25 protein-coding genes, 1 tRNA gene and 1 other RNA gene are annotated in these 24,652 nt (G+C 60.0%); 14 read left to right on the forward strand and 13 right to left on the reverse strand.

Annotated features, from left to right (window positions below; translation table 11 throughout):
* Window position 1: 1 nt before the first annotated feature.
* The 6 genes from ABD653_RS00665 to ABD653_RS00690 all read right to left on the reverse strand — a co-directional run bounded on the left by ABD653_RS00665 (window position 2) and on the right by ABD653_RS00690 (window position 4,606).
* Window positions 2-1,864 carry an asparagine synthase-related protein gene (locus tag ABD653_RS00665; protein ID WP_160779386.1) on the reverse strand — a complete coding sequence of 621 codons (1,863 nt, stop codon included), beginning with the start codon at window positions 1,862-1,864 and terminating at the stop codon, window positions 2-4.
* Window positions 1,861-2,292, reverse strand: coding sequence for a lasso peptide biosynthesis B2 protein (locus ABD653_RS00670; protein ID WP_160779387.1), 432 nt, complete (start codon window positions 2,290-2,292; stop codon window positions 1,861-1,863). The genes ABD653_RS00665 and ABD653_RS00670 overlap by 4 nt, the downstream gene beginning before the upstream one ends.
* A 53-nt stretch (window positions 2,293-2,345) precedes the next feature.
* Window positions 2,346-2,642, reverse strand: a complete 297-nt coding sequence (locus ABD653_RS00675; protein ID WP_160779388.1) for a PqqD family peptide modification chaperone — start codon at window positions 2,640-2,642, stop codon at window positions 2,346-2,348.
* A 2-nt stretch (window positions 2,643-2,644) separates the two neighbouring features.
* A complete protein-coding gene (locus ABD653_RS00680; RefSeq protein ID WP_160779389.1) occupies window positions 2,645-3,514 on the reverse strand; it encodes a sulfotransferase domain-containing protein in 870 nt (289 codons plus the stop codon).
* A complete protein-coding gene (locus ABD653_RS00685; protein ID WP_160779390.1) occupies window positions 3,511-4,443 on the reverse strand; it encodes a hypothetical protein in 933 nt (310 codons plus the stop codon). The genes ABD653_RS00680 and ABD653_RS00685 overlap by 4 nt, the downstream gene beginning before the upstream one ends.
* Before the next feature lie 86 nt (window positions 4,444-4,529).
* A tRNA-Pro gene (locus ABD653_RS00690) sits at window positions 4,530-4,606 on the reverse strand.
* Between the two features lie 220 nt (window positions 4,607-4,826).
* On the opposite strand from ABD653_RS00690, the gene yajC reads away from it, so the two are divergent.
* The 3 genes from yajC to secF are packed head-to-tail and all read left to right on the forward strand — an operon-like array spanning window position 4,827 to window position 7,758.
* Window positions 4,827-5,147, forward strand: coding sequence for a preprotein translocase subunit YajC (gene yajC / locus ABD653_RS00695; RefSeq protein WP_160779391.1), 321 nt, complete (start codon window positions 4,827-4,829; stop codon window positions 5,145-5,147).
* 16 nt (window positions 5,148-5,163) lie between these two features.
* Entirely contained in the window at window positions 5,164-6,762 is a 1,599-nt protein-coding gene (gene secD / locus ABD653_RS00700; protein WP_160779392.1) for a protein translocase subunit SecD, read from the forward strand.
* A gap of 15 nt (window positions 6,763-6,777) precedes the next feature.
* A complete protein-coding gene (gene secF / locus ABD653_RS00705) occupies window positions 6,778-7,758 on the forward strand; it encodes a protein translocase subunit SecF (protein ID WP_160779393.1) in 981 nt (326 codons plus the stop codon).
* 15 nt (window positions 7,759-7,773) lie between these two features.
* On the opposite strand, the gene ABD653_RS00710 is transcribed toward secF, so the two are convergent.
* Both ABD653_RS00710 and ABD653_RS00715 read right to left on the reverse strand, forming a co-directional pair.
* Window positions 7,774-8,961: a glycosyltransferase gene (locus tag ABD653_RS00710; RefSeq protein ID WP_160779394.1), complete on the reverse strand. Its 1,188-nt coding sequence runs from the start codon at window positions 8,959-8,961 to the stop codon at window positions 7,774-7,776.
* Complete coding sequence (locus ABD653_RS00715) at window positions 8,958-9,530, reverse strand: helix-turn-helix domain-containing protein (protein ID WP_160779395.1); 573 nt, start codon at window positions 9,528-9,530, stop codon at window positions 8,958-8,960. Before ABD653_RS00715 ends, ABD653_RS00710 begins: the two co-directional genes overlap by 4 nt.
* Window positions 9,531-9,643: 113 nt before the next feature.
* Between ABD653_RS00715 and ABD653_RS00720 the strand changes: the two genes are divergently transcribed.
* Entirely contained in the window at window positions 9,644-10,117 is a 474-nt protein-coding gene (locus ABD653_RS00720; RefSeq protein ID WP_160779396.1) for a DUF6456 domain-containing protein, read from the forward strand.
* A 14-nt stretch (window positions 10,118-10,131) separates the two neighbouring features.
* Here ABD653_RS00720 and ABD653_RS00725 read toward each other — a convergent pair whose 3' ends face one another.
* From ABD653_RS00725 to ABD653_RS00735, 3 genes are read right to left on the reverse strand one after another with little or no spacing between them, the layout of a single operon-like run.
* Entirely contained in the window at window positions 10,132-10,728 is a 597-nt protein-coding gene (locus tag ABD653_RS00725; RefSeq protein WP_160779397.1) for a uracil-DNA glycosylase family protein, read from the reverse strand.
* The gene (locus ABD653_RS00730) at window positions 10,725-12,530 is read right to left on the reverse strand and encodes an ABC-F family ATP-binding cassette domain-containing protein (protein ID WP_160779398.1); all 1,806 of its coding nucleotides are present in this window, start codon (window positions 12,528-12,530) and stop codon (window positions 10,725-10,727) included. Before ABD653_RS00730 ends, ABD653_RS00725 begins: the two co-directional genes overlap by 4 nt.
* 48 nt (window positions 12,531-12,578) lie before the next feature.
* On the reverse strand, window positions 12,579-14,159 hold the full coding sequence (locus ABD653_RS00735) for an amidohydrolase family protein (protein ID WP_234032174.1): 1,581 nt from the start codon (window positions 14,157-14,159) through the stop codon (window positions 12,579-12,581).
* Between the two features lie 98 nt (window positions 14,160-14,257).
* On the opposite strand from ABD653_RS00735, the gene ABD653_RS00740 reads away from it, so the two are divergent.
* The 4 genes from ABD653_RS00740 to ABD653_RS00755 all read left to right on the forward strand — a co-directional run bounded on the left by ABD653_RS00740 (window position 14,258) and on the right by ABD653_RS00755 (window position 17,591).
* Window positions 14,258-14,992 carry an SIMPL domain-containing protein gene (locus tag ABD653_RS00740; RefSeq protein WP_160779399.1) on the forward strand — a complete coding sequence of 245 codons (735 nt, stop codon included), beginning with the start codon at window positions 14,258-14,260 and terminating at the stop codon, window positions 14,990-14,992.
* 89 nt (window positions 14,993-15,081) lie between these two features.
* Entirely contained in the window at window positions 15,082-15,384 is a 303-nt protein-coding gene (locus ABD653_RS00745; protein WP_160779400.1) for a PepSY domain-containing protein, read from the forward strand.
* Window positions 15,385-15,475: 91 nt separating this feature from the next.
* Window positions 15,476-16,153, forward strand: a complete 678-nt coding sequence (locus ABD653_RS00750; RefSeq protein ID WP_160779401.1) for a response regulator transcription factor — start codon at window positions 15,476-15,478, stop codon at window positions 16,151-16,153.
* Window positions 16,154-16,241: 88 nt separating this feature from the next.
* On the forward strand, window positions 16,242-17,591 hold the full coding sequence (locus ABD653_RS00755; protein WP_234032302.1) for a sensor histidine kinase: 1,350 nt from the start codon (window positions 16,242-16,244) through the stop codon (window positions 17,589-17,591).
* 65 nt (window positions 17,592-17,656) lie between these two features.
* Here the strand turns inward: ABD653_RS00755 and ABD653_RS00760 are convergent, their stop codons facing one another.
* Both ABD653_RS00760 and ABD653_RS00765 read right to left on the reverse strand, forming a co-directional pair.
* The gene (locus ABD653_RS00760) at window positions 17,657-17,872 is read right to left on the reverse strand and encodes a hypothetical protein (protein ID WP_160779403.1); all 216 of its coding nucleotides are present in this window, start codon (window positions 17,870-17,872) and stop codon (window positions 17,657-17,659) included.
* 151 nt (window positions 17,873-18,023) lie between these two features.
* Window positions 18,024-18,353: a chorismate mutase gene (locus tag ABD653_RS00765; protein ID WP_160779404.1), complete on the reverse strand. Its 330-nt coding sequence runs from the start codon at window positions 18,351-18,353 to the stop codon at window positions 18,024-18,026.
* A 69-nt stretch (window positions 18,354-18,422) separates the two neighbouring features.
* On the opposite strand from ABD653_RS00765, the gene ABD653_RS00770 reads away from it, so the two are divergent.
* The 6 genes from ABD653_RS00770 (at window position 18,423) to ABD653_RS00795 (ending at window position 24,545) form a co-directional block, all read left to right on the forward strand.
* Window positions 18,423-19,445 carry a polyprenyl synthetase family protein gene (locus ABD653_RS00770; protein WP_160779405.1) on the forward strand — a complete coding sequence of 341 codons (1,023 nt, stop codon included), beginning with the start codon at window positions 18,423-18,425 and terminating at the stop codon, window positions 19,443-19,445.
* Window positions 19,439-21,889 carry an ATP-dependent helicase HrpB gene (gene hrpB, locus ABD653_RS00775; protein ID WP_407672792.1) on the forward strand — a complete coding sequence of 817 codons (2,451 nt, stop codon included), beginning with the start codon at window positions 19,439-19,441 and terminating at the stop codon, window positions 21,887-21,889. The genes ABD653_RS00770 and hrpB overlap by 7 nt, the downstream gene beginning before the upstream one ends.
* 15 nt (window positions 21,890-21,904) lie before the next feature.
* A complete protein-coding gene (locus ABD653_RS00780; RefSeq protein ID WP_160779406.1) occupies window positions 21,905-22,183 on the forward strand; it encodes an NADH dehydrogenase ubiquinone Fe-S protein 4 in 279 nt (92 codons plus the stop codon).
* A 59-nt stretch (window positions 22,184-22,242) separates the two neighbouring features.
* Window positions 22,243-22,337: signal recognition particle sRNA small type (gene ffs, locus ABD653_RS00785), an RNA gene on the forward strand.
* Window positions 22,338-22,383: 46 nt separating this feature from the next.
* The gene (locus ABD653_RS00790; RefSeq protein WP_160779407.1) at window positions 22,384-24,207 is read left to right on the forward strand and encodes a DNA polymerase III subunit gamma/tau; all 1,824 of its coding nucleotides are present in this window, start codon (window positions 22,384-22,386) and stop codon (window positions 24,205-24,207) included.
* Window positions 24,204-24,545 (forward strand): YbaB/EbfC family nucleoid-associated protein, encoded by a 342-nt coding sequence (locus tag ABD653_RS00795; protein ID WP_160779408.1) that lies wholly within the window; start codon window positions 24,204-24,206, stop codon window positions 24,543-24,545. The genes ABD653_RS00790 and ABD653_RS00795 overlap by 4 nt, the downstream gene beginning before the upstream one ends.
* Window positions 24,546-24,652: the final 107 nt, after the last annotated feature.

Below are 24,652 nucleotides of genomic sequence, written 5' to 3' on the forward strand. Positions count from 1 at the left end.
CTCAGTCCATTGAATCGAGCCAGTTCGAAGCTGCCTGGATCCGGTTATGTAATTGCTCCCTGAAATGGAGAGCATCCCTGCGAACCGTGCTTGCCGGGTTGTTACCCTGACTTTCTCCGCCATAGAGGCGATTGTATTTAGCGCTGTCAATAATGCCTGCTAACTTTCTGTTTAGCAAGCTTGGAACCAATTGCTCCACTCTTGCTTGCAATTCATCGTCGGCAGCAGTTGCCGGCCCCATGCCCTTGCCATGCCATTGAATAAGGGCGGGAAGATATGGCGCGGCGGCAACACGGTGCAGGTAACGGCCCATTCCGTGCCGCCTCTTTTCAATTGCCGGTGTCGCGAGAAATACCTGGATTAGGCGACGATCGAGCAGAGGCCACCTATATTCGATCCCGAATGCGGCAGCCATCAGCGAACAGGATTCCAGTCGACCGGGAACATACGCCCGGAAGGCCTTTTGCAGGATGGCCTGATTGACCGAACTGGCGTCACGGCCCGCCAGCCGCTTGTCCTGAAAACCGGCCAAGTCCTGCGCCTCGATGAATTCTCCGGTAAGAGGCGTCTTGTCCAGTTCGCCCCGAAGGTAATCCCGCAACGGATCAGATGCGGATGCGGGGCGGAGAAATTGGCGCAAGCTGCGGAGCCGTGACAGAATGCTGGGCCCGAGCTCGGCAAAGAACGCTGCAGGCTTTCCTGCCTGCTGCAACTCGTTGACCAGCTCACCAGCTTCGCAAGTGACGATCTCGTCTCCGCCGAAGCCTGAAAGCAAGGTCCGGATGCCCGCGTGCCGGCACTGCTCGTAAATGGGTGCGTGATACTGCGCGTTGGGATGCTCTGGCGGCCACGCGAGAAAGGAGGCGGACCGGGTTCGCAGAACTTCCAGATCCTCCATCCTGGGCATGGGCAAGCAGGTATGGTCGGGAATCGCATTGAATGCGGCCACCGCCTGTTGATGCTCTTTGTCCTTGGCAAATCCGTCAAAGCCGAAGGTGGAGAGACTGCACTTTTCTTCGCCCAAAGACGCCGCTGCACGTCCGACAATGCTGGCTGAGTCCAACCCGCCAGAACTCTCTGCCCCCAGGGGGAATGCGCTACGAAGCCGGACGTCGACAGCCTGATCGAAAGCCGCTCGATAATCGTCAACCCGCTGTTGCTCGCGCCGGTAAACCGGTGGCGCTGTGTCCTGGAACTCAAAGTAGCATTGTGTCCGCAAACCTTGGTCCGGCGTATGGACGGCGTAATGGGCCGGGGGAAGGCGGAACACCTCCTCGTAGGCGGTGCGCTCCAGGTCGTGGGAGTAGCCAAGCAGGTACCGCCCGATCCAGCGTTCGCTGGGCGAAAGCGGCAACGAGGCAAGATGGCGGAATACGATCGGCGCGCTGGTGAAGGCAAACACGCTCTCGTCATTGCGGTAGTAGAATGGCCGCGTGCCAAGCGTGTCGCGGGCGCAATAGGTGCGTCCGCTGGCAGGATCGTGGATGGCGAAAGCGAAATCGCCTTCCAGCCGGGCCGCGCAATCTTTCCCCCAGGCGCGATAGGCGGCCAAGACAAGGCGAGCGTCTGGCACAGTGTCGTTCACCTCCAGTCCCAGCTGGTTTCCAAGCGCACGGCGGTTGTCGAGCCTGATCCACCCGAGCAGGATATGCCCGGTGTCAGCGCAGATCTGAGGCGCGCCAGCATGAAGGGAGTCCGGCGTATTGTGGGTGACGCATTGGGACAGCAGCGCGAGCCGGTTGTGCCAGCTGCCGGTGCGATTGGCGGATGCGTAGGGGTCAAGGACAGCCATGAGCGCATCGGGCGCAATGATCTCGCGGACATCGGGTCCGCTTTCACCCGATACAATGCCGGCAAACATCATCCCGCTATGCCGGAACCGAAAGTTGCGACCACGCGGTAGCCGGGATCAACGGGTCCGCCGGTCACAACCAGATCGCCGGTGGTGATCCAGGCATGGGCGAGCATTGGTTCTTGCGCCACGTCCTTGTCACCGGGCTTTAGCCCGAAGGTCGAAATGAAGGGCACGCCACCTGCCCTAAGAAGCACAGAAGCTGCCAATGCCTGGGGCAGGCAAACCGATTGCCATGGCGTCACAGATGCGCTGGCGCGAACGCTGCGGCCAATCGACCGGGCTCGCACCCTCTGAGCGGGCGAAATACCCGGTGCAGTTTGATTATCAATACTTGCGCCGAGTGTCCACGCATACCAGCGGAAGGGGAAGATCAGGATGGCGAACCGCGCTGCGCCCAGCAACAGCAAGGCGACCGGCACCAGCGCAAGTTCACCCATACTATAGCCTCTGGCCCCGCGAAGCTTCTGCCGCAAGAAGGCGAGTTTGCTGCTCACTGCTCCGCCGTGACCAGTCCGTTGGCGTGGAGTTGGCCCAAAAAGGCCAGCATGTCTGCCTCGACATCGTCGCTGTCCGATGCGCTAAATGCCTGCCGCACCAGGCTGGCAATGATGCGCGCAGTGGATGGTTGCGCGAGCCCTTCCCAGACCACTTTGCCGACGGCATCCATTCCGAAGTATTTGCCGCTCTCAATGTCCATCATCACCAGTTCGCCATCCATGTCGGTTGCGACCAGGTCGGGATTGCGCTGCAGGCGGCTGTCGAGCTGGAGGGGAGGTGCATCGGCCATCGTCACATCACTCGCGCGTTGCCGCGATCATCGCAATAGCCAAATCTCCGCATGACCGGGCGATGGACGGTCACGATTTTTTCGATTTGCTCGTCGGTCAAATCCGTTTGCCACGCACCGGCCTGCCCTTTGCGGAAGAATTTTTGCGACTTGCTCGATTTTTCGCGAAACGAGGTCTGGCTTTCCTGCTCTTGCAACCGTTCGAACCGCGTCTGTTCGATCGCGTCGGCGATTTCAGCGGGCGAGGGAGACAAGCCCAGATGTTCGGCGATCCTCGCGAATGTGTCAGCAGGTTCGGCCAGCATTTCTTCGTAGCGGACAGCAAGAATAGTGAAGGCGTCGTTGTCGACCCAGCTTTCTACATGCTTCGACCAGTTCAGGAGCTGCTGGCCAACTTGCGGAGTGATCCCTCCCTTGGGCCCGCCAACCATGGCGTGCCCGGACGAATTAAGCGCCTCGATCGTGCGATCGGCGCTCCACCCCAGATGGCCGGCATAGGACAGGGTGACGTCAAGCGGATTGCGGAGGAGGTAGATGCTCGGTCCGCTCGCCTCGGGGCAGGGCAGCCACTCGCCTGACGGCGTGCGGGTGCAGGCATCGTGGATTTTGTGAAAGTCTCCGGAGTCTGCGGCTTGCGCACTCCAGCGATAGACTTCGGGCCGGATGCTGGCGATTTCGTCTGGCAGCAAATCTGCCGTTGCAAAGCCTAGCGCCTGATCGAGCCAGGTGCGGTCGCTGGCGATGCTGCCGCCGGAAATGTCATTGATAGTTGTCTGGTGATCCGCGCCTGCGGTCAGATGAGAGAGCACCAGTCGCAGCCATGTGTTGCCCGACTTGGGATAGGAGGCAAGCCAGTGGATGTGCGCGCTCATCGCTGGGTCTCGCGATGATCGAGCAGCGCGGTGGCGAATTCGTCAATGCTGCAATTCGCGTTCGGCCTTCTGACACGGGTGACAGGCGCGTTTTCCACCAGGCGAGCACAATGCTTTAGATGCGATTTCGCATGGCCAAACAAGGTCATGTGGATTGATCGATGGGTCGCGGCGCGCAGGACTTCAAACGTCTCGAATCCGGAAACCGGTTCGAACGCGATAGACGGCTGGTTGTGGGCAGAGATCTGGTACACCGCAGCCACTTGCACGGGCGCTTCGGCAGCATCGCAAGGGAAGCGATAGCGCTCCAAGCCGACTCGCGTGGGGGACAGATCGGCCGTGGTAATTCCGAGCTGGACTGCACTGTCTTGCCACAGTTTGATGTGTGGCAGGCCGGGCTGCGCCAGGGCCTCTCTGTCGAACGTGCAGATGTCATCGGAGACAAGGGCATAGCCGCGCTTCATGAATGCAGCGGCAATGGCTGATTTCCCGGCTGCGGTCGGGCCGATCAGCAGGATCGCCTCAGTCCCGATGCGCACGGCACTGCCATGCAGCACCAGCGTGCCGCGTTGCGCCAATGCAGCAGGCAGCGCGGAGCCGAGCAGGAAAGTTTGAAGGGCTGTCGCATTGTCATCCGCCATCGACCGGTAGACAATGGAGAGCCCGGCTTCGATCTGGAATTCAGCGACGCCGGGGACCGTGAAAGACAGCCAGTCACGTCCTGCCCAAGATCCGGGCCCGATCTGGACCGCTTCATCAGGCGGGGTCGGGAGGAGGGTTTGCTGCGCAATCCGGATATCTGCTGAAGGTACTGATACTGGCGCCTGGGTCAGGGGCAGATGCAGATCGCTGGCAATAGTGAGGCCGCAAGCCTGGTAGGTTTGCACGATCTTGCTATCCCGCCCTGTTTCCAACCGCTCGTGTGGCATTAAGCGCCACCTCTAAAGTCATTTGCCCAGTCGGGCAAAGGCCTGTCGAAGTTGCGTCAACATATGGGTGAAGGCTGGAATTCCACTGGTCGGGAAGACAGGATTCGAACCTGCGACCCCCACACCCCCAGTGTGATGCGCTACCAGGCTGCGCTACTTCCCGAGCAGTGGAGGCGCGCCTATAGGATCGTGCGCGGATCGTGGCAAGCGCTCTCGTCGGGGAAGGCAGGGTGATGTTGCGTTGCCGAAATGCATCATTGTTGCTAGTCGGCCCTGCAACAGGCGCTGGGGATCTTGGCGAGGCGCAATTCGCGCCCCATCTGGGCTCCATCCCAATCACGTAAATCCGCCTTTCGACTGACTTATCTGCAGGTATTTTCACGATGATCGATCTTCTTGCCGCAGCGGCCACCGCCGAAGCGCCGCCGTTCTGGATACAGATCCTGCCTTTCGCAGGTATGGCGCTCATTTTCTGGTTCCTGATCATTCGTCCGCAGATGAAGCGGCAGAAAGAACACCAGGAAAAGGTGTCTGGCCTGAAGAAGGGCGATCAGGTCGTCACGGCTGGCGGGCTTGTGGGCAAAATCGTCAAGGTGGATGACCATTACGTCGATGTCGAGCTGGGGCAGGGTGTCCGGGTAAAGGCTGTGAAGTCCACCATCGGCGACGTTATCCCGCCGGGCGGCAACGCCGCGAACGACTGACGGGACATAATACACCATGCTTGAATTTCCGCGCTGGAAGAAGCTTTGGCTTTGGGGGATCACCCTGGCAGTAGCGCTGGCGGCGCTGCCGTCGCTGGTTTCCTCGACATCGATCCGGTGGCCCGAGGCATTGCCAAGCCCGACGGTCAATCTCGGACTTGATCTGGCCGGGGGCAGCCACATCCTGCTGGAGGCGGAAGCGTCGCAGGTTGAGGCCCAGCGTCTGGAAAACATGGAAGAGGCAATGCGCAACGTGATGCGCCAGGCCGAGCCACGGATCCGGATCGGCGATGTGTCGACAGCCAATGGCCGCCTTAGCTTCATGCTGGAAAATTCAAGCGACATTGATCGCGCACGCGAATTGCTGACGCCGCTGATGAATGGCGAAGGCCTGACCCGCGAATGGGACCTGACGGTGGTAGATACCAGCCGCATGGTCCTGACGCCGACGAGTGACGGGCTCGACAACGCCGTGACCCAGGCGATGGACAGCGCAACCGAAGTGGTACGCAAGCGTATCGATGAACTGGGCACGCGCGAGCCGACCATTATCCGTCAGGGTGATACCCGCATCGTGGTGCAAGTCCCCGGATTGCAAGACCCTGACCAGTTGAAAGAGCTGCTGGGCCAGACCGCGAAGCTCGAATTCAAGCTGGTCGACCAAAGCGCGCTTCCTGCCGATGTAGAGCAAGGCATCGCCCCGCCGGGCAGCCAGATCTTCCCTTACGCTGCGGGTACGCCGTTCGAAGGAACCTCGCTGGCAGTGCGCCGCCTTGGCGGGATCAAAGGCGACAATCTGATCAATGCACAGCAAACCGTCGATCCGCAGAACAACGAACCGGTGGTTTCGATCACGTTTGACCAGCAGGGCGGACAACGTTTCGCGCAGTTGACGACGCAGAATGTCAACAAGCCGTTCGCCATCATCCTCGACGGGGAAGTGCTCTCCGCCCCCAATATCAACGAACCGATCCTGGGTGGTTCCGCCCAGATCTCGGGCAGCTTCACTGCTGACTCGGCCAACCAGCTGGCAATCTCTCTGCGTTCTGGTGCGCTGCCGGTTGATCTCGCCATTGTCGAAGAACGTACAGTCGGGCCTGACCTCGGCGCAGACTCGATCCGTAAGGGTATGCTCGCCATGGGGCTGGGCGCCATCGCCGTGATCGCGCTGATGATTGTGACCTATGGCCGCTTCGGCATCTATTCGACCGTGGCCCTGACGATCAATGTGCTGATGCTACTGGGCATCATGGCGGTGATGAATACCACGCTGACTTTGCCCGGTATTGCCGGCTTCGTCCTGACGATTGGTGCAGCGGTGGACGCCAACGTGCTGATTAATGAACGTATCCGGGAGGAGCGAAAACGCGGGCGACGCGTGATTGCTGCGGTGGAAAATGGCTACAAGGAAGCCAGCCGCGCGATTTACGATGCGAATATCACCAACTTCATTGCCGGTGTGCTGCTGTTTGCCTTTGGTTCCGGCCCGGTGCGCGGCTTTGCCGTGGTGCTGATTATCGGCCTGTTCACCAGCGTGTTCACCGCCGTGATCATGACTCGTATGTGGGTTGCCGGATGGCTCCGTAGCTCGCGGCCCACAGAGCTGAATGTTTAGGAAGGGAGACGGATTATGAAACTTCTCAAACTCGTCCCCGACGATACCAACATCAAATTCCTGAAATTCCGGGCGCCGTTCTACATCATCAGCTTGCTGCTTATGGCGGCGAGCTGGGGCTTGGTGATGACCAAGGGCCTGAATTACGGCGTCGATTTTGCCGGTGGACAGGAAATCCGCGCCACGTTCGTAGGCGAAGAAACGGCCCCGATTCCAGACCTGCGCCAGACATTGACGGCGATCCAGGGGGTTGGCGATCCGGTCGTCCAGCGTTTTGGTGCGCCCAATGAAGTGTCGATCCGCGTCAAGCTCCCGCCCGAGGCGGAGGGCGACAAGGAATTTGCCGACCGGCTTACGCGTGACATCACCGATGCGCTGAAAGAAGGGCACCCCGACGTGCGCATCGATGGCGTCGATTCGGTGTCCGGTAAGGTTTCCGGCGAGTTCCGCGAGAAGGCGATTTACGCGCTGCTGGCTGCGATGCTGGCGATCGCGATCTACATCTGGATCCGGTTCGAGTGGCAATTCGGGGTCGGGGCGCTGTTCGCGCTGGTTCACGACGTATCGCTGACGCTGGGCATGTTCGCGCTGTTCCAGATGGAATTCAGCCTCCAGATTATCGCGGCCATCCTGGCGATCATCGGCTACTCGCTCAACGACACGATCGTTGTGTATGACCGTATCCGCGAGAATTTGAAAAAGTTCCGCAAGATGCCGCTGCCCGAATTGCTGGACCTGTCTGTCAATGAAACCCTGGCACGTACGGTGATGACCAGCCTGACCTTGTTTGTCGCCTTGCTGCCCTTGCTGCTGTTCGGGCCTGCCAGCCTGTTTGGGCTGGTTGCTGCGATTACCCTCGGGCTGTTCGTGGGTACATACAGCTCGGTCTATATGGCGGCCCCGATCCTGATCTGGCTTGGCGTCAACAGCGACAGCTTCGTCCCGCAGGAAACGGCGGCGGAAAAGCAGGAAAAGGTCGCGCGCGGCGAGACCTGAGGTCTGCTGCCCGGTCTATTTGGTGATCAGGCGCTCGTAATATTCTGCGAGCGCCGCTCCATTGACCTTCCAGTCGAACCGCGCAGCCATCGCTGTGGTAGCCGCTCGGTCAGGTGGATCGGCGAGCAAGTCCTTGATCCCCGTGGCAATGGCGTCGGAATCACGCTCTACGATGAGTCCTGCGTCCCGACTGGTGACGACCTCGCGCGCGCCACCAGCATTTGTGATGACCAACGGCGTCCCGCAGGCCAGCGCCTCCACCCACGCATTGGCGAGCCCTTCGCTGGCCGATGGCAAGACCATTGCGTCCGATGCCGACAGAACGACCGGCAGCAGGTCATGATCCAGCAGGCCGAGGAAGTGGACGCGATCTGACAGCCCGTCACCAGCACTGTTCGCGAGAGAACGCAGTGTGTCTTCGTCCTCGCCCTTGCCGACCAGCAGCAAGCGGGTGCGGGGCATGTCGGCAATGGCCTTGATCACCAGCCCCTGCCCCTTGCGCGGGATCAGGGCACCAACGGTCACCAACAGTTTCTCGTCATCGGCGATGGCGATGCGCAGCTCTTCACCCAGTCGCGCGCGCAGCCCGGTGTGATCAAGTGGCCGGAACCTGTCGCGGTCAAGGCCGGTGTAATGGATGGATACCTTTTCGCGGGGCAGGCCGATCACGGCCATGTCCTGCGCCAGCGCTTCGCACACGGATAGCAGACCCGCGGCCTCTTGCGATGCCTTGCGCATGGCGGTGTTTCCAAAGCCGGTCGCACCCCAATAATGGATATCTGCGCCACGCGCCTTGATCGAGAAAGGTAGGTCCAATTCCTCCGCGATTCGGGCAATGGCTGGGCCATCGGGGTAAAAGAACTGCGCATCAAGCACATCGAAAGGTTGTTGCGCGTGAAGCGAGCGGGCGAGTGGCAAGACTGCCCTGGCGATCAGAGCGGGATTGAACCGTCCGCCAAATTTGGGGATCAGCGGAAAGGTGGGTCGATGCACGGAGACACCGTTTTCCAGGCCATTGATGGCGGCCTGCGCCAGCTCGCGATAGGCGCCGAAGGGGATGGGCGGAATGCCGATCGGATTGATCACGGTCACATCCCAATCAGCGCGCGCAGCCAGCGCCTCCAGCGAACGGGCCACAAAAGTGCCGAAGCGCGGTTTCGCGCTGTTCGGATAGAGTGTGGAGAGCGAAAGAACCCGTCTCACAATTTGCGCACCAGCATTTCCGCAACTGCAATCCAGGGTGGATCGTTGACGACTTCCTGTTTCTGGCCTGCACCGGGGGGCAGCAGGCCGATCAGATCACCCTGCCGGTCAATCAACCGACCAAAGGCAAAGCGACCGGCCTTTTTCGGCACCAGCACGTCGCGATTGATGGCGCGGGCGGATTGGTCGGGATCAAGTTGGCGCATCCACAGCTGGTCGCCGGGGAGGTAGGGGCCAGTCGCTGCATCCACTGTGAGCACTATCAGCGGGCCATCTCCGCCCAGATCGGTGGGCAAGAGGGCATCGCGCGGGCTGGCAAGGGCATCTGGCCCGGCGGCACCCAGCGTGGCGACAATCTGTGCAGGCGCAGCTTTCTCCGACCGGACAAGCATTTCCGGCTCCACCTGAAGCGCGTCGGCAATGCGATCCATCCATTTGGTAGAGAGATTGCGCATGCCGGTTTCAAGCCTGCCAATGGTCTGCGCCGTCGTGGGCGGGCTGCAGGCCTGGGCTAGGTCCGCCAAGGTCCAGCCTTTGTCCTTGCGGATATCCCGGATGCGATTGATCATGATAGGTGCCCCGTCCTCGAGCAAATGTAACCTAATTGGTAAAAATTACTTTCCTACAATAACCGCTTCTTGGCAACCCTTTCCTCGCAATCACGCACAGGATGGAGATGCCGATGAAACCGCAACTGGTTGAAAAGGAACTGACCGAGGAAGGGCCGCGCCGGGGAAGCAACGCTAAAGGAAAGCGACGCACGGTAACGGTCAATTTGGCGGAGAGTCCGCTGGCCTGGTTGCACTCTCGCGGGCATCTGGACGACCGGCTGTTCGATGCCGGCGAGCGATTGCGGCAGGATTACGAACGCGCCCAACTTTCACCCAGCGTGACGATGCGGTGGGATCCGGTTCGTGTGAAGGGCGGGCCGGATGCCGGGCTGTCACCAACCGAGCGGCAGATGGCAGCGAAAGACCGGTTTGATGGGGCGATTGCCGAGGCTGGTAGCGGTTTGTCGGATATTCTCTGGCGCGTCGTCTGCGCGGGAGAGAGCCTGCCTGATGCGGAAAAATCGCTGCAATGGCCTGCGCGTTCGGGCAAGCTGGTGTTGAAACTGGCGCTCGACCGGGTGGCTGGTTTTTACCGGATCACTTGAGCGCGATTTGGTGTTCAGAACTGTGTTCCATGTGTTCCATCCTGTTGGATTTGCGTGGCAATCGCGCGTTGCAATGCTGGTACGACATCGGCTTCAAACCAGGGGTTCTTGCGCATGAAAAGAGTGCTGCGCCAGGAAGGGTGGGGCAAGGGAAGAAAGCGCGGCAGGAAGTCTTCGAATTGCTCGACTCGCTTGGTCAGGCTCAGCTTGCGGGTCTGAGGTAAATAGTGCGCTTGGGCATAGCTTCCGACCAGCAAGGTCAGCCGGGTTTCGGGCAGGACGCCAAGAACCTCGGCATGCCATTGAGGCGCGCATTCGGGGCGCGGGGGCAGGTCGCCGCCATCGCCTTTCCCCGGATAGCAAAACCCCATGGGGACGAGGGCAACCTTGGCGGGATCATAGAATGTCGCATTGTCCAGCCCGGTCCATTCCCGCAGCCGGTCTCCGCTCGGATCGTCCCAGGGAATGCCGCTGGCATGGACCTTCGAGCCTGGAGCCTGACCGATGATGAGTACCCGTGAAGTGGGCGAGAACTGGACGACAGGGCGTGGGCCATGTGGCAAGTTGGCAGCGCAAATAGTGCAGTCAGCGATGCGCTGGTGCAGGCTCACCCTTCGACCAGTTCTGCCAGCTCCAGCCAACGTTCTTCGGCAGCGTCCTTCTCTGCACGGGCGTTCTCGACGCCTTTGGAAATGTTGGAGAACTTCTGTGGATCGGAGCTGTAGAGATCAGGGTCTGACAGGATTTGCTCTCCACGCTCTATCGCTGCCTCCAACTCTTCGATTCGCTGGGGCAGCAACTCGTAGTCCCGCTGGTCTTTGTAAGACAGCTTGCCGCTATTTGCGAAAGCGGGTGTCGGCGATGGTGCGGCAGGCTTCTTGGCCTGTTTGGCTTTCGCCGGGACGACCCGCTTGGTCCGCTTCGCTTCCCAATCCTCGTACCCGCCGGCCACGATGTCGACCTTTCCACTGCCATCAAGCCCAAGCGTCAGCGTGACAGTACGATCCAGGAAGTCGCGATCATGGCTGACGATCAGAACGGTGCCTTCGTAGTCGGCGATGACTTCTTGCAGCAGGTCGAGGGTTTCCAAGTCGAGATCGTTGGTCGGCTCGTCCAGCACCAGCAAGTTCGATTTGCGGGCGAATTCGCGTGCCAGCAGCAGGCGCGATCGCTCGCCGCCGCTTAGGATTCCGACCTTGGTGTCGACGATCTTGGGATCGAACAGGAACTCCTTCAGGTATCCTTGAACATGCTTGCGGTTGCCGCGTACATCAATCCAGTCGCCGCCCTCGGCCAGCACTTGCCGGACAGTGCGATCAGGCTCCATCAGGCTGCGTTGCTGGTCGATCATCACGCCAGTCAGTGTCTTGGCGATTTCCACCGATCCGGTATCCGGCGCCAATTCGCCTGTCAGCATTCTCAGCAAGGTGGTCTTGCCCGCGCCATTGGCGCCGACAATGCCGATCCGGTCACCACGCTGGATCCGGAGCGAGAAGGGCTTGATGATAGTGCGGTCACCATAGGATTTCGTGACCTTGTCCGCGACAATTACCGATTTCGACTTGAAGTCTTCCTCCACAGCCAGTTTCAGCTTGGCCGTACCGGATGTGTCGATCATCGCCGCCCGCTGTTCGCGCATCTTATAGAGTGCCTCAAGCCGGCCCTGGTTGCGCTTGCGCCGGGCGGTGACGCCCCGTTGCAGCCAATGTGCTTCCAGTTTCAATCTCGCATCGAGCTTCTCTGCCGCGCGTGCTTCCTCGGCGTAGATCTGCTCTTCCCACGCTTCGTAGCCGCCAAAGCCGACTTCCTTGCGACGCAGGATGCCCCGATCGAGCCACAGCGTCGCGCGGGTCAGGCGTTTGAGGAAGGTCCGGTCGTGGCTGATAACGATGAACGCGCCTTTGTATCGATCCAACCAGCTTTCCAGCCAGTCAATCGCAGCAAGGTCGAGGTGATTGGTCGGCTCGTCCATCAGCAGGAGGTCCGGATCCTGCGCGAGCGCACGCGAGATCGCCGCCCGTCTGCGCTCACCACCGCTGGAGCCTTCGCATGGCTTGGACATATCGATGCCAAGCTGTCCGGCAATGGCTTCGACCTCGTGTCGGGCCGGCGCATCGTCCCCGCTCAGGGCGAAGTCCATCAGAGTTTCGAAGCCACCCAGATCGGGGTCCTGTTCCAGCACGACAATCCGCGTGTTGGCCTTGACCTTGCGGATGCCGAGATCTGCTTCGACCTTGTCGTCGATCAGGCGGAAAAGGGTGGTCTTTCCGGCACCGTTACGGCCAATCAGGGCGAGCCGGTCACGCGGGCCGACATGCAGGTCAAGCCCATCGGTGCCCGGTCCGCCAAACAGCCAGCGACCACCTTGTTGCAGGCCAAGGCCTTCCCAGCTGAGGATCGGTGGTTGCGCCATAGGCCGCGCGGGTTAGGCGAGGGTTGCGCTGCCCGCAAGGCAAACCCGTTACTGACGCGCCGCCTTTTGCGCTGCTACCATTTGCGCCACGCTCTGGAGCAAGGACGGCGCGTCGTAAACAATGCCGTCCTTGATTGTCCAACGCACCCCGCCAACACGCTCCAGCTGGTTGGTTTCGCGGTTCAGGCGCAGGTGACCTGTCCCGTAAAGCACTTTCAGATTGGCGAGCGGGTTTTCCGGGACAATCACGAGGTCGGCCAGCTTGCCTTCTTTAATTAAGCCGAACGGAGGCTCGGTTCCCTTTGGAGCATAGATTTCCTCGGCACCATTCAGGGTGGCGGCACGAATGACCTCGAGTGGCGATAACCCCGCCTCCTGTAGCATCTCAAGCTCGCCGATATAGGCGAAGCCCCAGGTCTGGTAGATAAAGCCCGGATCAGACCCGGCAGTGACCCGGCCTCCGCGATCGTGGAAATCCTTGGTCAGGCGCATCCATGGCTTGTAAAAATTCCGCCAGGCGACTTCGTCGGCAGTCGACCAATCGTGGTAGTAACTCCCGTGATTGGTCAGGCTCGGCGCATAGAAGTCCATCAGCGACGGGATGGTATAGCGATCATGCCACTCTGCGGTGCGGGCGCGCATAACATCGCGCGAAGCGGAATAGATATTGAAGGTCGGGCTGAGGGTGACACCTTCCGCGACCAGAAAGTCGACATAATCGTTCCACGCCTCGCTACCGGGGTCGACAATCTGGTCTGCCAAACGCGCGACCCAGGCAAACCGCGATTGTTCATCGAGATAATTGTAGTCAGCTGGATAATCCGGCCCGCCCTGACCGTCGAGCAAGCTTTCAAAATGGCCGTAGAAATGGGTTACTCCGCCAAGGCCAAGCTCGACTGCCTTGCGTGCATTGACCCGCGCGACCCCGCGCTGGCCGAGATGGGCCACAGTCCCGAGCCCCTGTTTTTGCGCTTCATCAAGGGCTGCTTCAAGAACGGGAGGGCTCGCATTGTTGAAGAACTTGATCCCGTCATACCCTTGCGCGAAGATCCAGCGCACCCATTCGCGGGCCTTGGCGGGGCTATCGATCGGGCCGCCAGGAAAGGGTGTGCCGAAAACCGCATAGGGGAACAATCTCGGGGCGAGGATGGTGTTATTGGCGCTCTGGCGGCTGTCGGCAACCGATGGATCATTTTGCTGGAACTGGAAGGACACGCCGCGCACGCTGGTAACACCGTGCGCCAGCCACAAGCGATAGCCATAAGATGGGTCCGGAGCCTTCTTGGGATCGCCATTATGGCCGTGCACATCCACGAAACCGGGCATCACATACATGCCGATGGCATCGATGACTCGGGCACCATCGGTTGGCGCGCCACCGCCTCGAACGATGCCGGTGATGGTGTCGCCGCTCACCACGATATCGACCGGGCCTTCCGGCGGTGCGCCAGTGCCGTCGATCATGGTCGCGCCTTTTATCACGAGGGTCGTGAAAGGCCCTTCGCCTTCACCGGATTGCCTGTCTTGCACCGGCAGCAGGCTGGACTGGGCCAAGGCCGGTGTGGCCACCAATGCCAGAATCGCCACCATGATTGCCTGGATCGATCGCATCATAACTCCCCTGTTCATGACACGCCTAAATGGCTTAGAGTGCTAAGGAAAGCTCTTGCACGGTTCAGCGTTGCTTCACGCGCGCAGGGCAACTTGGGCAATAGAGGAGGAACCCAATGATCCGTTATGCTCTCGCCCCGATTGCTGCTGCGCTTGCGCTGCCTGTGATGTCTATCCCTGCGACGGCCGCAGAGGTACAGATCGTCGCCACCAATCCCGTGATTGAATTGAGCGTTTACGAGCAGATCAAGGTTGAACCCGATATCGTGACCATCGGCGCGGGCGTGACGACGGATGCACCAACTGCGGTGGAGGCTCTGCGCCGCAATTCTGCCGAAATGCAGCGCGTGATTGATCTGCTCAAGGCACGCGGGATCGCATCGCGCGATATCCAGACAACCAGCATCAATCTCAACGCGCAGTATGATTACAACCGGAATACCCAGAGGCAGGTCTTCCGTGCCTATCGCGCGTCCAATCGGGTGAGTGTGCAGCTGCGCGATATTCCGCGGGCAGGCGAGGTGCTCGACGCGCTTGTTTCGGGCGGAGCGACAGATATCTCAGGCCCGAGTTTCTCGATCGAGGACGATACTGCTGCCAAGGCCGATGCCCGCAAGGGTGCGCTCGAACGCGGCAAGAAACAGGCCGAGGAATATGCCCAGTTGGCAGGGTATTCCGGAGTTCGCCTGCTTCAGATCGGGGAATCGATCCGAGGTAATAGCGGAGTGAGTGATGGCGGCTTGATGATGGCGCGGGCCGAGAGCGTTTCCGCTGCCCCACCACCGCCGATCGAGGCAGGATTGGTTTCTACCGGGGTCAGCCTCTCTTTGACATTTGAGATGGTCCCCTGAAGAGCGGAAAAATCAGCAATCTAACTGAACAAGCCGGATGCGGGGCATTCACTGCTTGTTCAATGGCCATGGTCTATCGATTGGGCACTATGAAACAGATCCTCTCTGCAATGCTGGGTGCGACACTCCTATTTGGAGGCGTCCAGGCGCCTGCGGCCGCGCAAGAGCGGACGGCCCAGGGCGAAGCGCGCAAAGAAATGCGGGCTGGCAATGTCTTGTCGTTGCGAGAGATTGAACGGCGGGTGCTCCCCACCATGCGAGGGTCTGAATATCTCGGGCCCGCCTATGATTCTGCTGCCATGGCCTACCGTCTCAAGTTCATCCGCGACGGCCGCGTGCTGTTCGTGGATGTTGACGCCCGTTCGGGGAAAATCCTGCGGCGTTCACGCTGATATCTGCTGGGTGTTGCCAAACCCGACTGGTTGACCTCACCATGCACTTACCGCCATTACACCGGCAATATTCACGGGGGCCCGGAGCTTTATGCGTATCCTGATTGTCGAGGATGAACCCACACTTGGCCAGCAGCTGAAGAGCACGCTGGAACAGAACGGCTATGCTGTTGACCTGTCAACCGATGGTGAGGACGGGCATTTCCTCGGGTCAACCGAGAGTTATGACGCGGTGATCCTCGATCTTGGCCTGCCCGAGATTGACGGCCTGACTGTGCTGGGCATGTGGCGCAAGGAAGGCCGTGATTTTCCCGTCCTTGTTCTCACGGCTCGCGACAGCTGGTCCGACAAAGTGGCTGGCCTGGATGCGGGCGCCGATGACTATCTTGCCAAGCCGTTCCAGACCGAGGAACTGATTGCGCGCTTGCGGGCCTTGATCCGCCGCGCATCCGGCAACACGTCGAGCGAATTGACGGCTGGCCAGGTGCGTCTCGATACGCGTTCGGGCCGTGTCACCTTGCAGGGCGAGCCCGTCAAACTGACAGCGCAAGAATACAAGCTGCTGAGCTACCTGATGCACCACAAGGGCAAGGTCGTCAGCCGCACCGAACTGATCGAACATATTTACGATCAGGATTTTGACCGCGATTCCAATACGATCGAGGTCTTCGTTACCCGGATTCGCAAGAAGCTGGGTGCAGAAGTGATCACGACAATCCGTGGCCTCGGTTACAGCCTCGACGACCCCGCCGACGCACCCCGCGCCTGACGCAAAGCCGCGCTCTGACGCGGCTTCGTCAAGCGATAGCGGGAGTGCTGCGTCTTCGGATGACGTATCCCCGAGCGATCCGGAGCAACTGAAATCCGCACCGCATACGGGAAGCCTTGCCCGCCGTATGATGCTCATTTCCGCGGCGTGGATCCTCGTCTTGCTGTTGGGTGGAGGCGTCGCGCTCGACCGGACGCTTACCAATCTGGTCGAACGCAATTTCGACGAGCAACTGGAATATGTGCAGACAGCCCTGATTGCCTCCGCTGAAATCGGCCCGGATGGGGAAGTCCTGCTCTACAGATCATTGGGCGATCAACGGTTTCTGGAACCCAATAGCGGGGTGTATTGGCAAATCAGCGGCGATGGGCATGAGCCATTCCCGAGCCGGAGCCTGTGGGATCGCAGCCTGGAAGTGCGCGGCGACCATATCGACAACGAGCCGCATTTTTACAGCAGTGGCCAGTTTGGTGAAGAGCCGCTCCGGATTGTAGAGCGGTCGGTCATCTTGCCGCAAAGCGATACGCGCTGGACCTTCACTGTTGCCTCAGCACGCGGGGAGCTCGATGCGCAGATCGCGCGGATACGGTCGATCCTCATCTGGAGCTTCGTGGTACTTGCTCTTGGCTTGCTCGTTCTGGCAGCTCTCCAGAGTTACTATGGTTTGCGCCCGTTGCGCAGAGTTCGCGCGGCGATCCAACGCATCCGCTCAACTGGTAGCAACCGGGTCACCGATCCCCTGCCGCTGGAAGTTCAGCCGCTCGTTCAGGAGCTCAATGCGTTGCTCGAACATTCGGAGAAGCAGGCGGAGGAGGCGCGGACCCATGCCGGAAATCTCGCGCATGCTCTCAAAACGCCGCTTACAGTCGTGAACAATGCAGCCACCGCGCATGCGCCGGACCTGGCCGACACCGTGATCCGCGAGGCGCGCACGATGCGCCGCCATGTCGATCACCACCTTGCGCGGGCGCGTGCTGTGGGGCGCCGGGCAGTTGGTCACGCAAGAACCCCCGTTTGGCAGAGCGCCGAGGCTGTGCGCCGTGCAGTAGAGCGTCTCTACCCGAGCGGGCGTTTTGATATTGATGGCAACGCCTCGGCCGAAGTGTCCATCGAACGTCAGGACCTGGATGAAATCCTCGGCAACCTTATCGAGAATGCTGCCAAATATGGTGGAGGCTCCGTTTTTGTCACCGTCGATGCAGAACCCGATGAAGAACGGTGCGTGATCTGGGTCGAGGACGACGGGGCAGGCATCCCCGATGAAGAGCGCGACCGAATATTTGACCGTGGCGCTCGCCTTGACACTGGCAAGCCAGGCACTGGTCTTGGCCTTGCGATTGTTCGCGATGTTGCTGAAATCTACAACGGATCAGTCGAGCTGTCAGAGAGCGAGGACTTGGGCGGTTTGCTTGTCAGGCTCTCACTGCCCCGATCCTGAGAAGGTAGGGCACAAAAAAGGGGGCCGGAAATCCGACCCCCTCGTTCTTTTTTCGTTGGTAACGCTTAGGCGCTAGCCGGAGGACGCTCACTGCCACCGGAAATGCCGATTGCGAGAGCAGCCAGAGCGAAAACCGCGAGGATCGCGCCGGCACCGCCGCCGCCAGCTTCGCTTTCACCAGCAACTGGTGCAGCAATCCGGCCCATGTCTGCTTGTGCCGCGATCGGCGCAGCAGCGAGGGTAACAGCAGCAGCTGCGGCAGCAATCTTGCCAAACTTCATTTCTATTCTCCGTCCCTGTAGTTCGGTAAATTCAAAGGGCGCTTTAGAGCAGGCATCAGATCAGCGCAACATCCTAATAGGAGCACGAAAGGTCCGGATGCCTGACTGCGACCAAAACAACACACTATCGAGCATGGATAGAGCCCTGAAATCAGCGATTTCGTGCTTGCTCGTGATGCCTGATGACTTCGTCGATGATGAAGCGCAGGAATTTCTCGGAGAATTCCGGATCAAGATGGGCCTCTTCAGCCAGTTTTCTTAAACGCGCGACCTGGCGATCTTCGCGTCCCGGATCTGCAGGGGGGAGGGCTGCTTTTGCTTTATAGTCCCCTACCGCCTGGGTAATGCGGAATCGCTCCGCCAGCATGTGGATCAGGGCTGCGTCGATATTGTCTATCGAGCGCCGGAAGCTAGCCAATACTTCGTCCTCACCAGTCGAAGTCGGGTTGCGATCTTGCGGGCTCGGGGTTTCGTTTGACATATTCGAAGCACGCTAGCAGCAAATCCGCGCTTGCCAAGCGCGGGAGGGCAGAGCATTGGGACGGACGCAATGAGCGCTGATATTATTCCCCTTATGCGCCGGCAGGACGATGCTCCGCCCACGCTTGATCCCATGCTGCAAATTACCGCAGCGGGTATGAATTCGGTCAATACAGTTATTCTCGACAGGATGCAGAGCGAGATCCCCCTGATCCCGCGGTTGGCCGGCCATCTGATTTCCGGGGGCGGGAAACGACTGCGGCCGATGCTGACATTGGCAGGCGCAGAGCTGGTGGGGTATCAGGGCAATCGTCACCACAAATTGGCCGCAGCGGTGGAGTTCATCCATACCGCGACGCTGTTGCATGATGATGTTGTCGACGGGTCTGAATTGCGGCGCGGCAAGGCGGCCGCCAATATCATCTTCGGCAATCCGGCGACCGTGCTGGTCGGCGATTTCCTGTTCAGCCGCGCTTTCGAACTGATGACCGAAGATGGTAGCCTGCGGGTGCTCAAGATTCTCTCTTCCGCCAGCGCGATCATAGCGGAGGGCGAAGTCGCCCAGCTTAGTGCGCAACGCAAGATCGAGACGAGCGAAGAGCGGTATCTCGACATTATCGGCGCCAAGACAGCGGCCCTTTTTGCCGCTGCCAGCCGCATCAGCGCGGTCGTGGCCGAATGTGATGATTCGCAAGAACGCGCGTTGGATGATTATGGACGCAATCTGGGCGTTGCGTTTCAACTGGTCGATGATGCCATCGATTACGATTCCGATACCGCCGAGATGGGCAAGGATCGCGGCGATGATTTCCGCGAAGGAAAGATGACGCTGCCTGTGATCCTCGCATTTGCACGGGGCACAGCAGAGGAACGTGAGTTCTGGAAAGCCGCAATTTCCGGCCACCGGTCAAGCGATGAAGACCTTGACCACGCCATCCGATTGATCGCGAAGCACGACTGTGTCGAAGCGACCCGCGAGCGCGCACGGCACTTCGCCCAGCGAGCAGCCGATGCGCTGTCAATCTTCCCTGATAGCAAGGCGCGATCAGCCATGGTCGAGGCGGCCCAATTCGCCGTCGCGCGGGGATATTGACCGGCATACCCGCTTCGGCGGACCTTCCGATCCATTCTGTCCTGCCCGAATTGCTGGGTGCATTGCGCGCTCATCCATCGGCGGTTCTGATTGCTCCGCCCGGAGCGGGCAAGACAACCGCGGTGGCTCCGGCCCTGCTGTCAGAGCCATGGTGCTCCGGCGAAATCCTGCTTCTTAGCCCGCGGCGCGTGTCCGCGCGCGCTGCTGCGGAGCGGATGGCTGAGATGCTGGGCGAGAAAACCGGGGAAACGGTCGGCTACCAAACACGTCTTGATAGCAAGACCAGTCAGAAAACTCGCATCAAGGTCATGACCGAAGCCATCTTCGTCAATCGCATCATCGACGACCCTGAACTGGCCGGTGTAAGCGCAGTGCTTTTCGACGAGGCGCATGAGCGCCATCTTGACAGCGATCTGGGCTTGGCACTGGCGATCGAAAGCCAGCAAATCGTGCGTGACGATCTGCGCTTGATCGTGATGTCAGCGACCATCGACGGTTCTCGGTTCGCCAATCTGTTGGGCGAGGGCGCAGCTACAATCGAGAGCGAAGGTAAAAGCTTTCCCCTTCGAATCGAGTGGTTTGGCAGCAATCCTTCAATTCCGCTGGAAGACCATGCCTGTGCGGCGATCCTGCAGGCCTGGCGCGCGGAAACGGGCGATATCTTGGCCTTCCTGCCGGGGATAGGTGAAATTGAACGGGTTAGAAGGGTGCTGGAAGCACATTTGCCGGATGCGCTTATCCTGCCCCTGCACGGACAAGTAGAGCCCGCCGCCCAAAGGATTGCGATAAGGCGTGATCGCGACGGCAAGCGACGGATTGTCCTCGCCACAGCGATCGCCGAAACATCCCTGACTCTCGATGGCGTGACCGTGGTCGTTGATTGTGGATTGTCGCGCCGGGCCGAATTTGATCGTGCTGCTGGCACCACGCATCTGGTCACAGGTCGATCAAGCCAGGCGTCTGCCGCGCAACGTGCAGGGCGGGCGGCCCGGCAAGCGCCCGGTGTCGCCTATCGCTTGTGGGAAGAGGGTGGCCATGCCGGACGGCCGCAATTCGATCCGCCGGAAATTGAAACCGCGGATATTGCCCCTTTGCTATTGTCGCTCGCACGATGGGGCACGGCGGATGTGTGCAGCTTGGCCTGGCTTGATCCACCTCCCGCCGCCTCAATCGCCTCGGCGAGAAGGCGTCTCAAGCAGCTGGGGGCGCTTGATAATGACGGCTGCATTACGGCGCTGGGTGAGAAGATTGTGCGCTTGCCTCTCGATCCTCCCATGGCGTCCGCAATTCTATTCGGAGCGCACTCAGGACAGGCGACTGATGTGGCGAAGATCGCGCTGCTGAGCCAGGAACGCGGACTTGGTGGACGAGGAGAAGACTTGCTCGGGCGCCGCATGCGCTGGGACAATGACCAATCAGCTCACGCGAGATCTGCTCGCAAACTTGCGAAGCGATGGGCGGATCTGGCCGAAAAACTCATCGACGACGGAAAGTCGGAGCCTGTCGATCCGGTAGTCCACATTGCACGCGCGCATCCAGATAACGTCGCGATGAGACGCAATCCAAGCGGTGAAGATTGGGCTTCCGCCGGCGGGCGAGGATTCCGGCTTGATCCGGCCTCGCCGCTGGCGCGCTCCGAATGGCTGGTCATCACAGACGCGCAGGGGCAGGCGAAGGGTGCCAGGATCACTGCGGCGCTGCCGCTCGACCGAAGCATTGTGGAATATGACCTAGCCAGTTTAATCGAAGAGCGCTCGACAATTGATTGGAATTCCAAAGAAAAACGCGTCGAACCAAGGCGGGAAAAGCGGCTTGGCGCGATCCGGATTTCTCGCGGTCCCGAGCCGACCCCCGACGAGGAAGCGATTGTTGACAAGCTTGTGGAAAAGGCTGTCGAGAGGCTGGGGGAAATCGTTCCTGGTGAGCTCGTCGCAAGGGCTGGCTTCGCAGGCATTGCGCAATTGTCGCTAGACGCTTTGGCGGCATCTGCAGATATGTGGTTGGCTCCCCTGTTGAATGGGAAGCGCTCGCTCGATGTTCCTGCGAACAAAGTCGCAGATGCTGCGCTCGGGCAGCTTGACTGGGCTACACGCAATCGGCTCGATCAGGTCGCGCCTCGCAGGTTTTCATCCCCAGCCGGAACCGATCACGAGATCGATTATGCCGGAGACGATGCACCCAGTGTAGAGGTGCGGGCGCAGGCTTTGTTCGGATTGGACCGCCACCCGATGATTGGCGATACCCCGCTCTTGCTAAAGCTGACGAGCCCGGCTGGACGTCCGATCCAGGCGACGAGAGACCTGCCGGGCTTCTGGCGCGGTAGCTGGGCTGATGTCGCCAAGGATATGAAGGGGCGATACCCGAAACACCGATGGCCGACCCGACCATGGACAGAAAAGCCGAGTTTGAAGACCAAGAACGCCTTTTCACATGGCGATTCCTGAATTAGAGGCGATGGCATGGCAGCTCGTATTTATCAGCAACCGAAAAGCGCGATGCAGTCTGGCAAGGCGCGGATCGAACAATGGGTCCTCGAATTCGAGCAATCGGAGGCGCGGAAGCCCGATCCTCTTATGGGCTGGACCGGGAGTGGTGACACGCAGACCCAGGTTTCGCTATCTTTCCCGACGAAGGATGCGGCAAAGGCCTATGCTGCAAAGCACGGCATTCCGGCGCGCGTGCACGCGACACCGCCGAAGGGCCTCAAGATCCAGGCCTATGCGGACAATTTTCGCTGAGCTGCTTTGCGCCGCAAATGCGGTGTTGAAATCCTGCCAATCTCTCGCCATATGCCCGCTCGGGAGTCGGGTGGACGTTTGCGTTCGCTCACCGGGTCAGGTCCGGAAGGAAGCAGCCCAGGTGGATTGCGGCGGGTCGCTCGGCTCCTTTTTCTTACAGCAGCATGACAAGTGGCGCGCCAGCGCTTACCTAGTCCTGCATGGGTGATTCACCGGAAAATACTGATGCGCCGCCATGGGACGGTGGAGAGGAGCCGGAGCAGGCTCCGAGCGCGACCGAGCTTGAAGCGGCGGGCCAGTCAGCCATGTTTGGGGATACTGACACTACCGCGCCAGTTGAAGCATCGAAAGCAGAGGAACAAGCTCCGGCAGAGAAGGCGGTTGGGCAACCTGCCGCACCAGTTGCAGACGAAGCGCAACCCTACCGTGTCCTCGCCCGCAAGTATCGACCGCAGACCTTTTCACAGCTGATCGGCCAGGAGCCGATGGTGCGCACGCTTGGCAATGCGATCGAGCGTGATCGGCTGGCCCACGCATTTCTGATGACCGGGGTGCGAGGTGTCGGCAAGACGTCTACCGCGCGCCTGATTGCCAAGGCTCTCAACTGCATTGGCACCGATGGCCAGGGTGGCCCGACAATTGATCCGTGTGGACGATGCGAACCCTGTGTGGCCATCGCCGAGGGACGTCATATCGACGTGATCGAGATGGACGCGGCGAGCCACACCGGTGTCGACGATGTCCGCGAGATTATCGAGGCGGTCCGCTACGCTGCTGTCTCAGCGCGCTTCAAAATCTATATTATTGACGAAGTTCATATGCTGTCGCGCAATGCTTTCAATGCATTGCTCAAGACACTTGAGGAACCGCCAGCGCATGTGAAATTCCTGTTCGCGACAACCGAGGTCGACAAGCTTCCGGTTACAGTTCTCAGCCGGACCCAGCGGTTTGATTTGCGGCGTATCCCGGCAGAATTGCTGCAATCCCATTTTGGCTGGGTGTGTGGGGAAGAGGGCGTCGCGGCGGAGGACGAGGCACTGGCGATGATCGCTGCTGCAGCAGAAGGGTCTGTTCGCGACGGCTTGTCGATCCTCGATCAGGCAATAGCGCATGCTGATCTCGATTCCGAAAGCAAAGTGACCGCAGCCCGGGTGCGCGATATGCTGGGGTTGGCCGACAAAGGTGCTCAGAGGCGGTTGTTGGGAACTATCCTGGAAGGCGACGCGAAAGCGTTGCTTGTAGCCATCGCCGATCAATACTCTCTGGGCGTCGAACCTTTGGCGCTGATCCGTTCGCAGATGGAAATCGTACACCGGATCACATTGGCGCAAGTCGGATCCGATGTGCCAGGGACCATCAGTGAGGAAGAACGCTCCGCGCTGTCGGACTGGGCAGGCCGCTTGTCTGCCGGACAATTGCACCGTCTGTGGCAATTGCTGCTGAAGGCCTACGATGAAGTCAAAACTGCACCTGATCCGCTGGTCTCCGCGCAAATGGGATTGTTGCGCATGCTGCACGCGGCTGATTTGCCAGACCCGGGCAAGCTCGCAAAAAAGCTAGAGGATATGCAATCGGCTGGACCGGTTGTGGCAGCTGCGGCTCCCGCTGCAGATTCCCCTGCGAATGCATCACAAGCCACCTCTTTCGCCGACCTGATATCCCAAGTGCAGGATGCCGGGCACGACTTGGCAGCAAGCATCATGCAATTGCAGCTGCGGGTGATAAGCTGCGAGCCTGGCAGGCTAGTCTATGCGCGCGGCACCGAATACTCTGACGATATCGGTCCCTACCTGCGCGAAGGACTTCTCGCGGCGACAGGCAATCGCTGGCAGATCGAACAGCGGGACGATCCGGATGCACCACCGAGTATGGTCGAACTTGCCAACCAGCAGGCTGTCGCAGCCAGAGCGGAGATCGAACTACATCCGATGGTAGCTGCGGCGAAGGCAGCTTTCCCGGGTGCAGAATTGTTGACTGAGGAAGATGCGGGCGACCCCCGACCGCAATGGAGTAAACGCGCATGAAATCGATGGAAGAGATGATCCAGGCAGCCCAGCAGGCAGCCGAAACAATCCAGACGCAGATGAACGATGCTCAGGCCAAACTCGACTCGATCGAGGTAGAGGGCGTAGCCGGCGGTGGTATGGTGAAGGTGCGTTGCACCGCCAAAGGCAGGATCCTTGGTGTGTCGATCGACGATAGCCTGATGAAGCCGGAAGAGAAGCAAATGGTCGAAGATCTCGTCGCTGCGGCGTTTAACGATGCCCGCGGCAAAGCGGATCGCGTTTCGAATGAGGAAATGCAGAAGATCCAGAGCGGCATCGGTCTTCCTCCCGGGTTCAATCTTCCCGGTATGGGCTGAAACGCGCCGCGTTTGCGGTCCTGTGAACGCGTTTCGCTATTTTCAATCTTTAGGCCCCACGCAGGGGGGACGCGGCTTTGCACAGCTTCTGGGGAAGAGGGCATTGC

The organism is Parerythrobacter jejuensis, assembly GCF_039536765.1.
GTDB classification, from domain to species: Bacteria; Pseudomonadota; Alphaproteobacteria; order Sphingomonadales; family Sphingomonadaceae; genus Parerythrobacter; species Parerythrobacter jejuensis.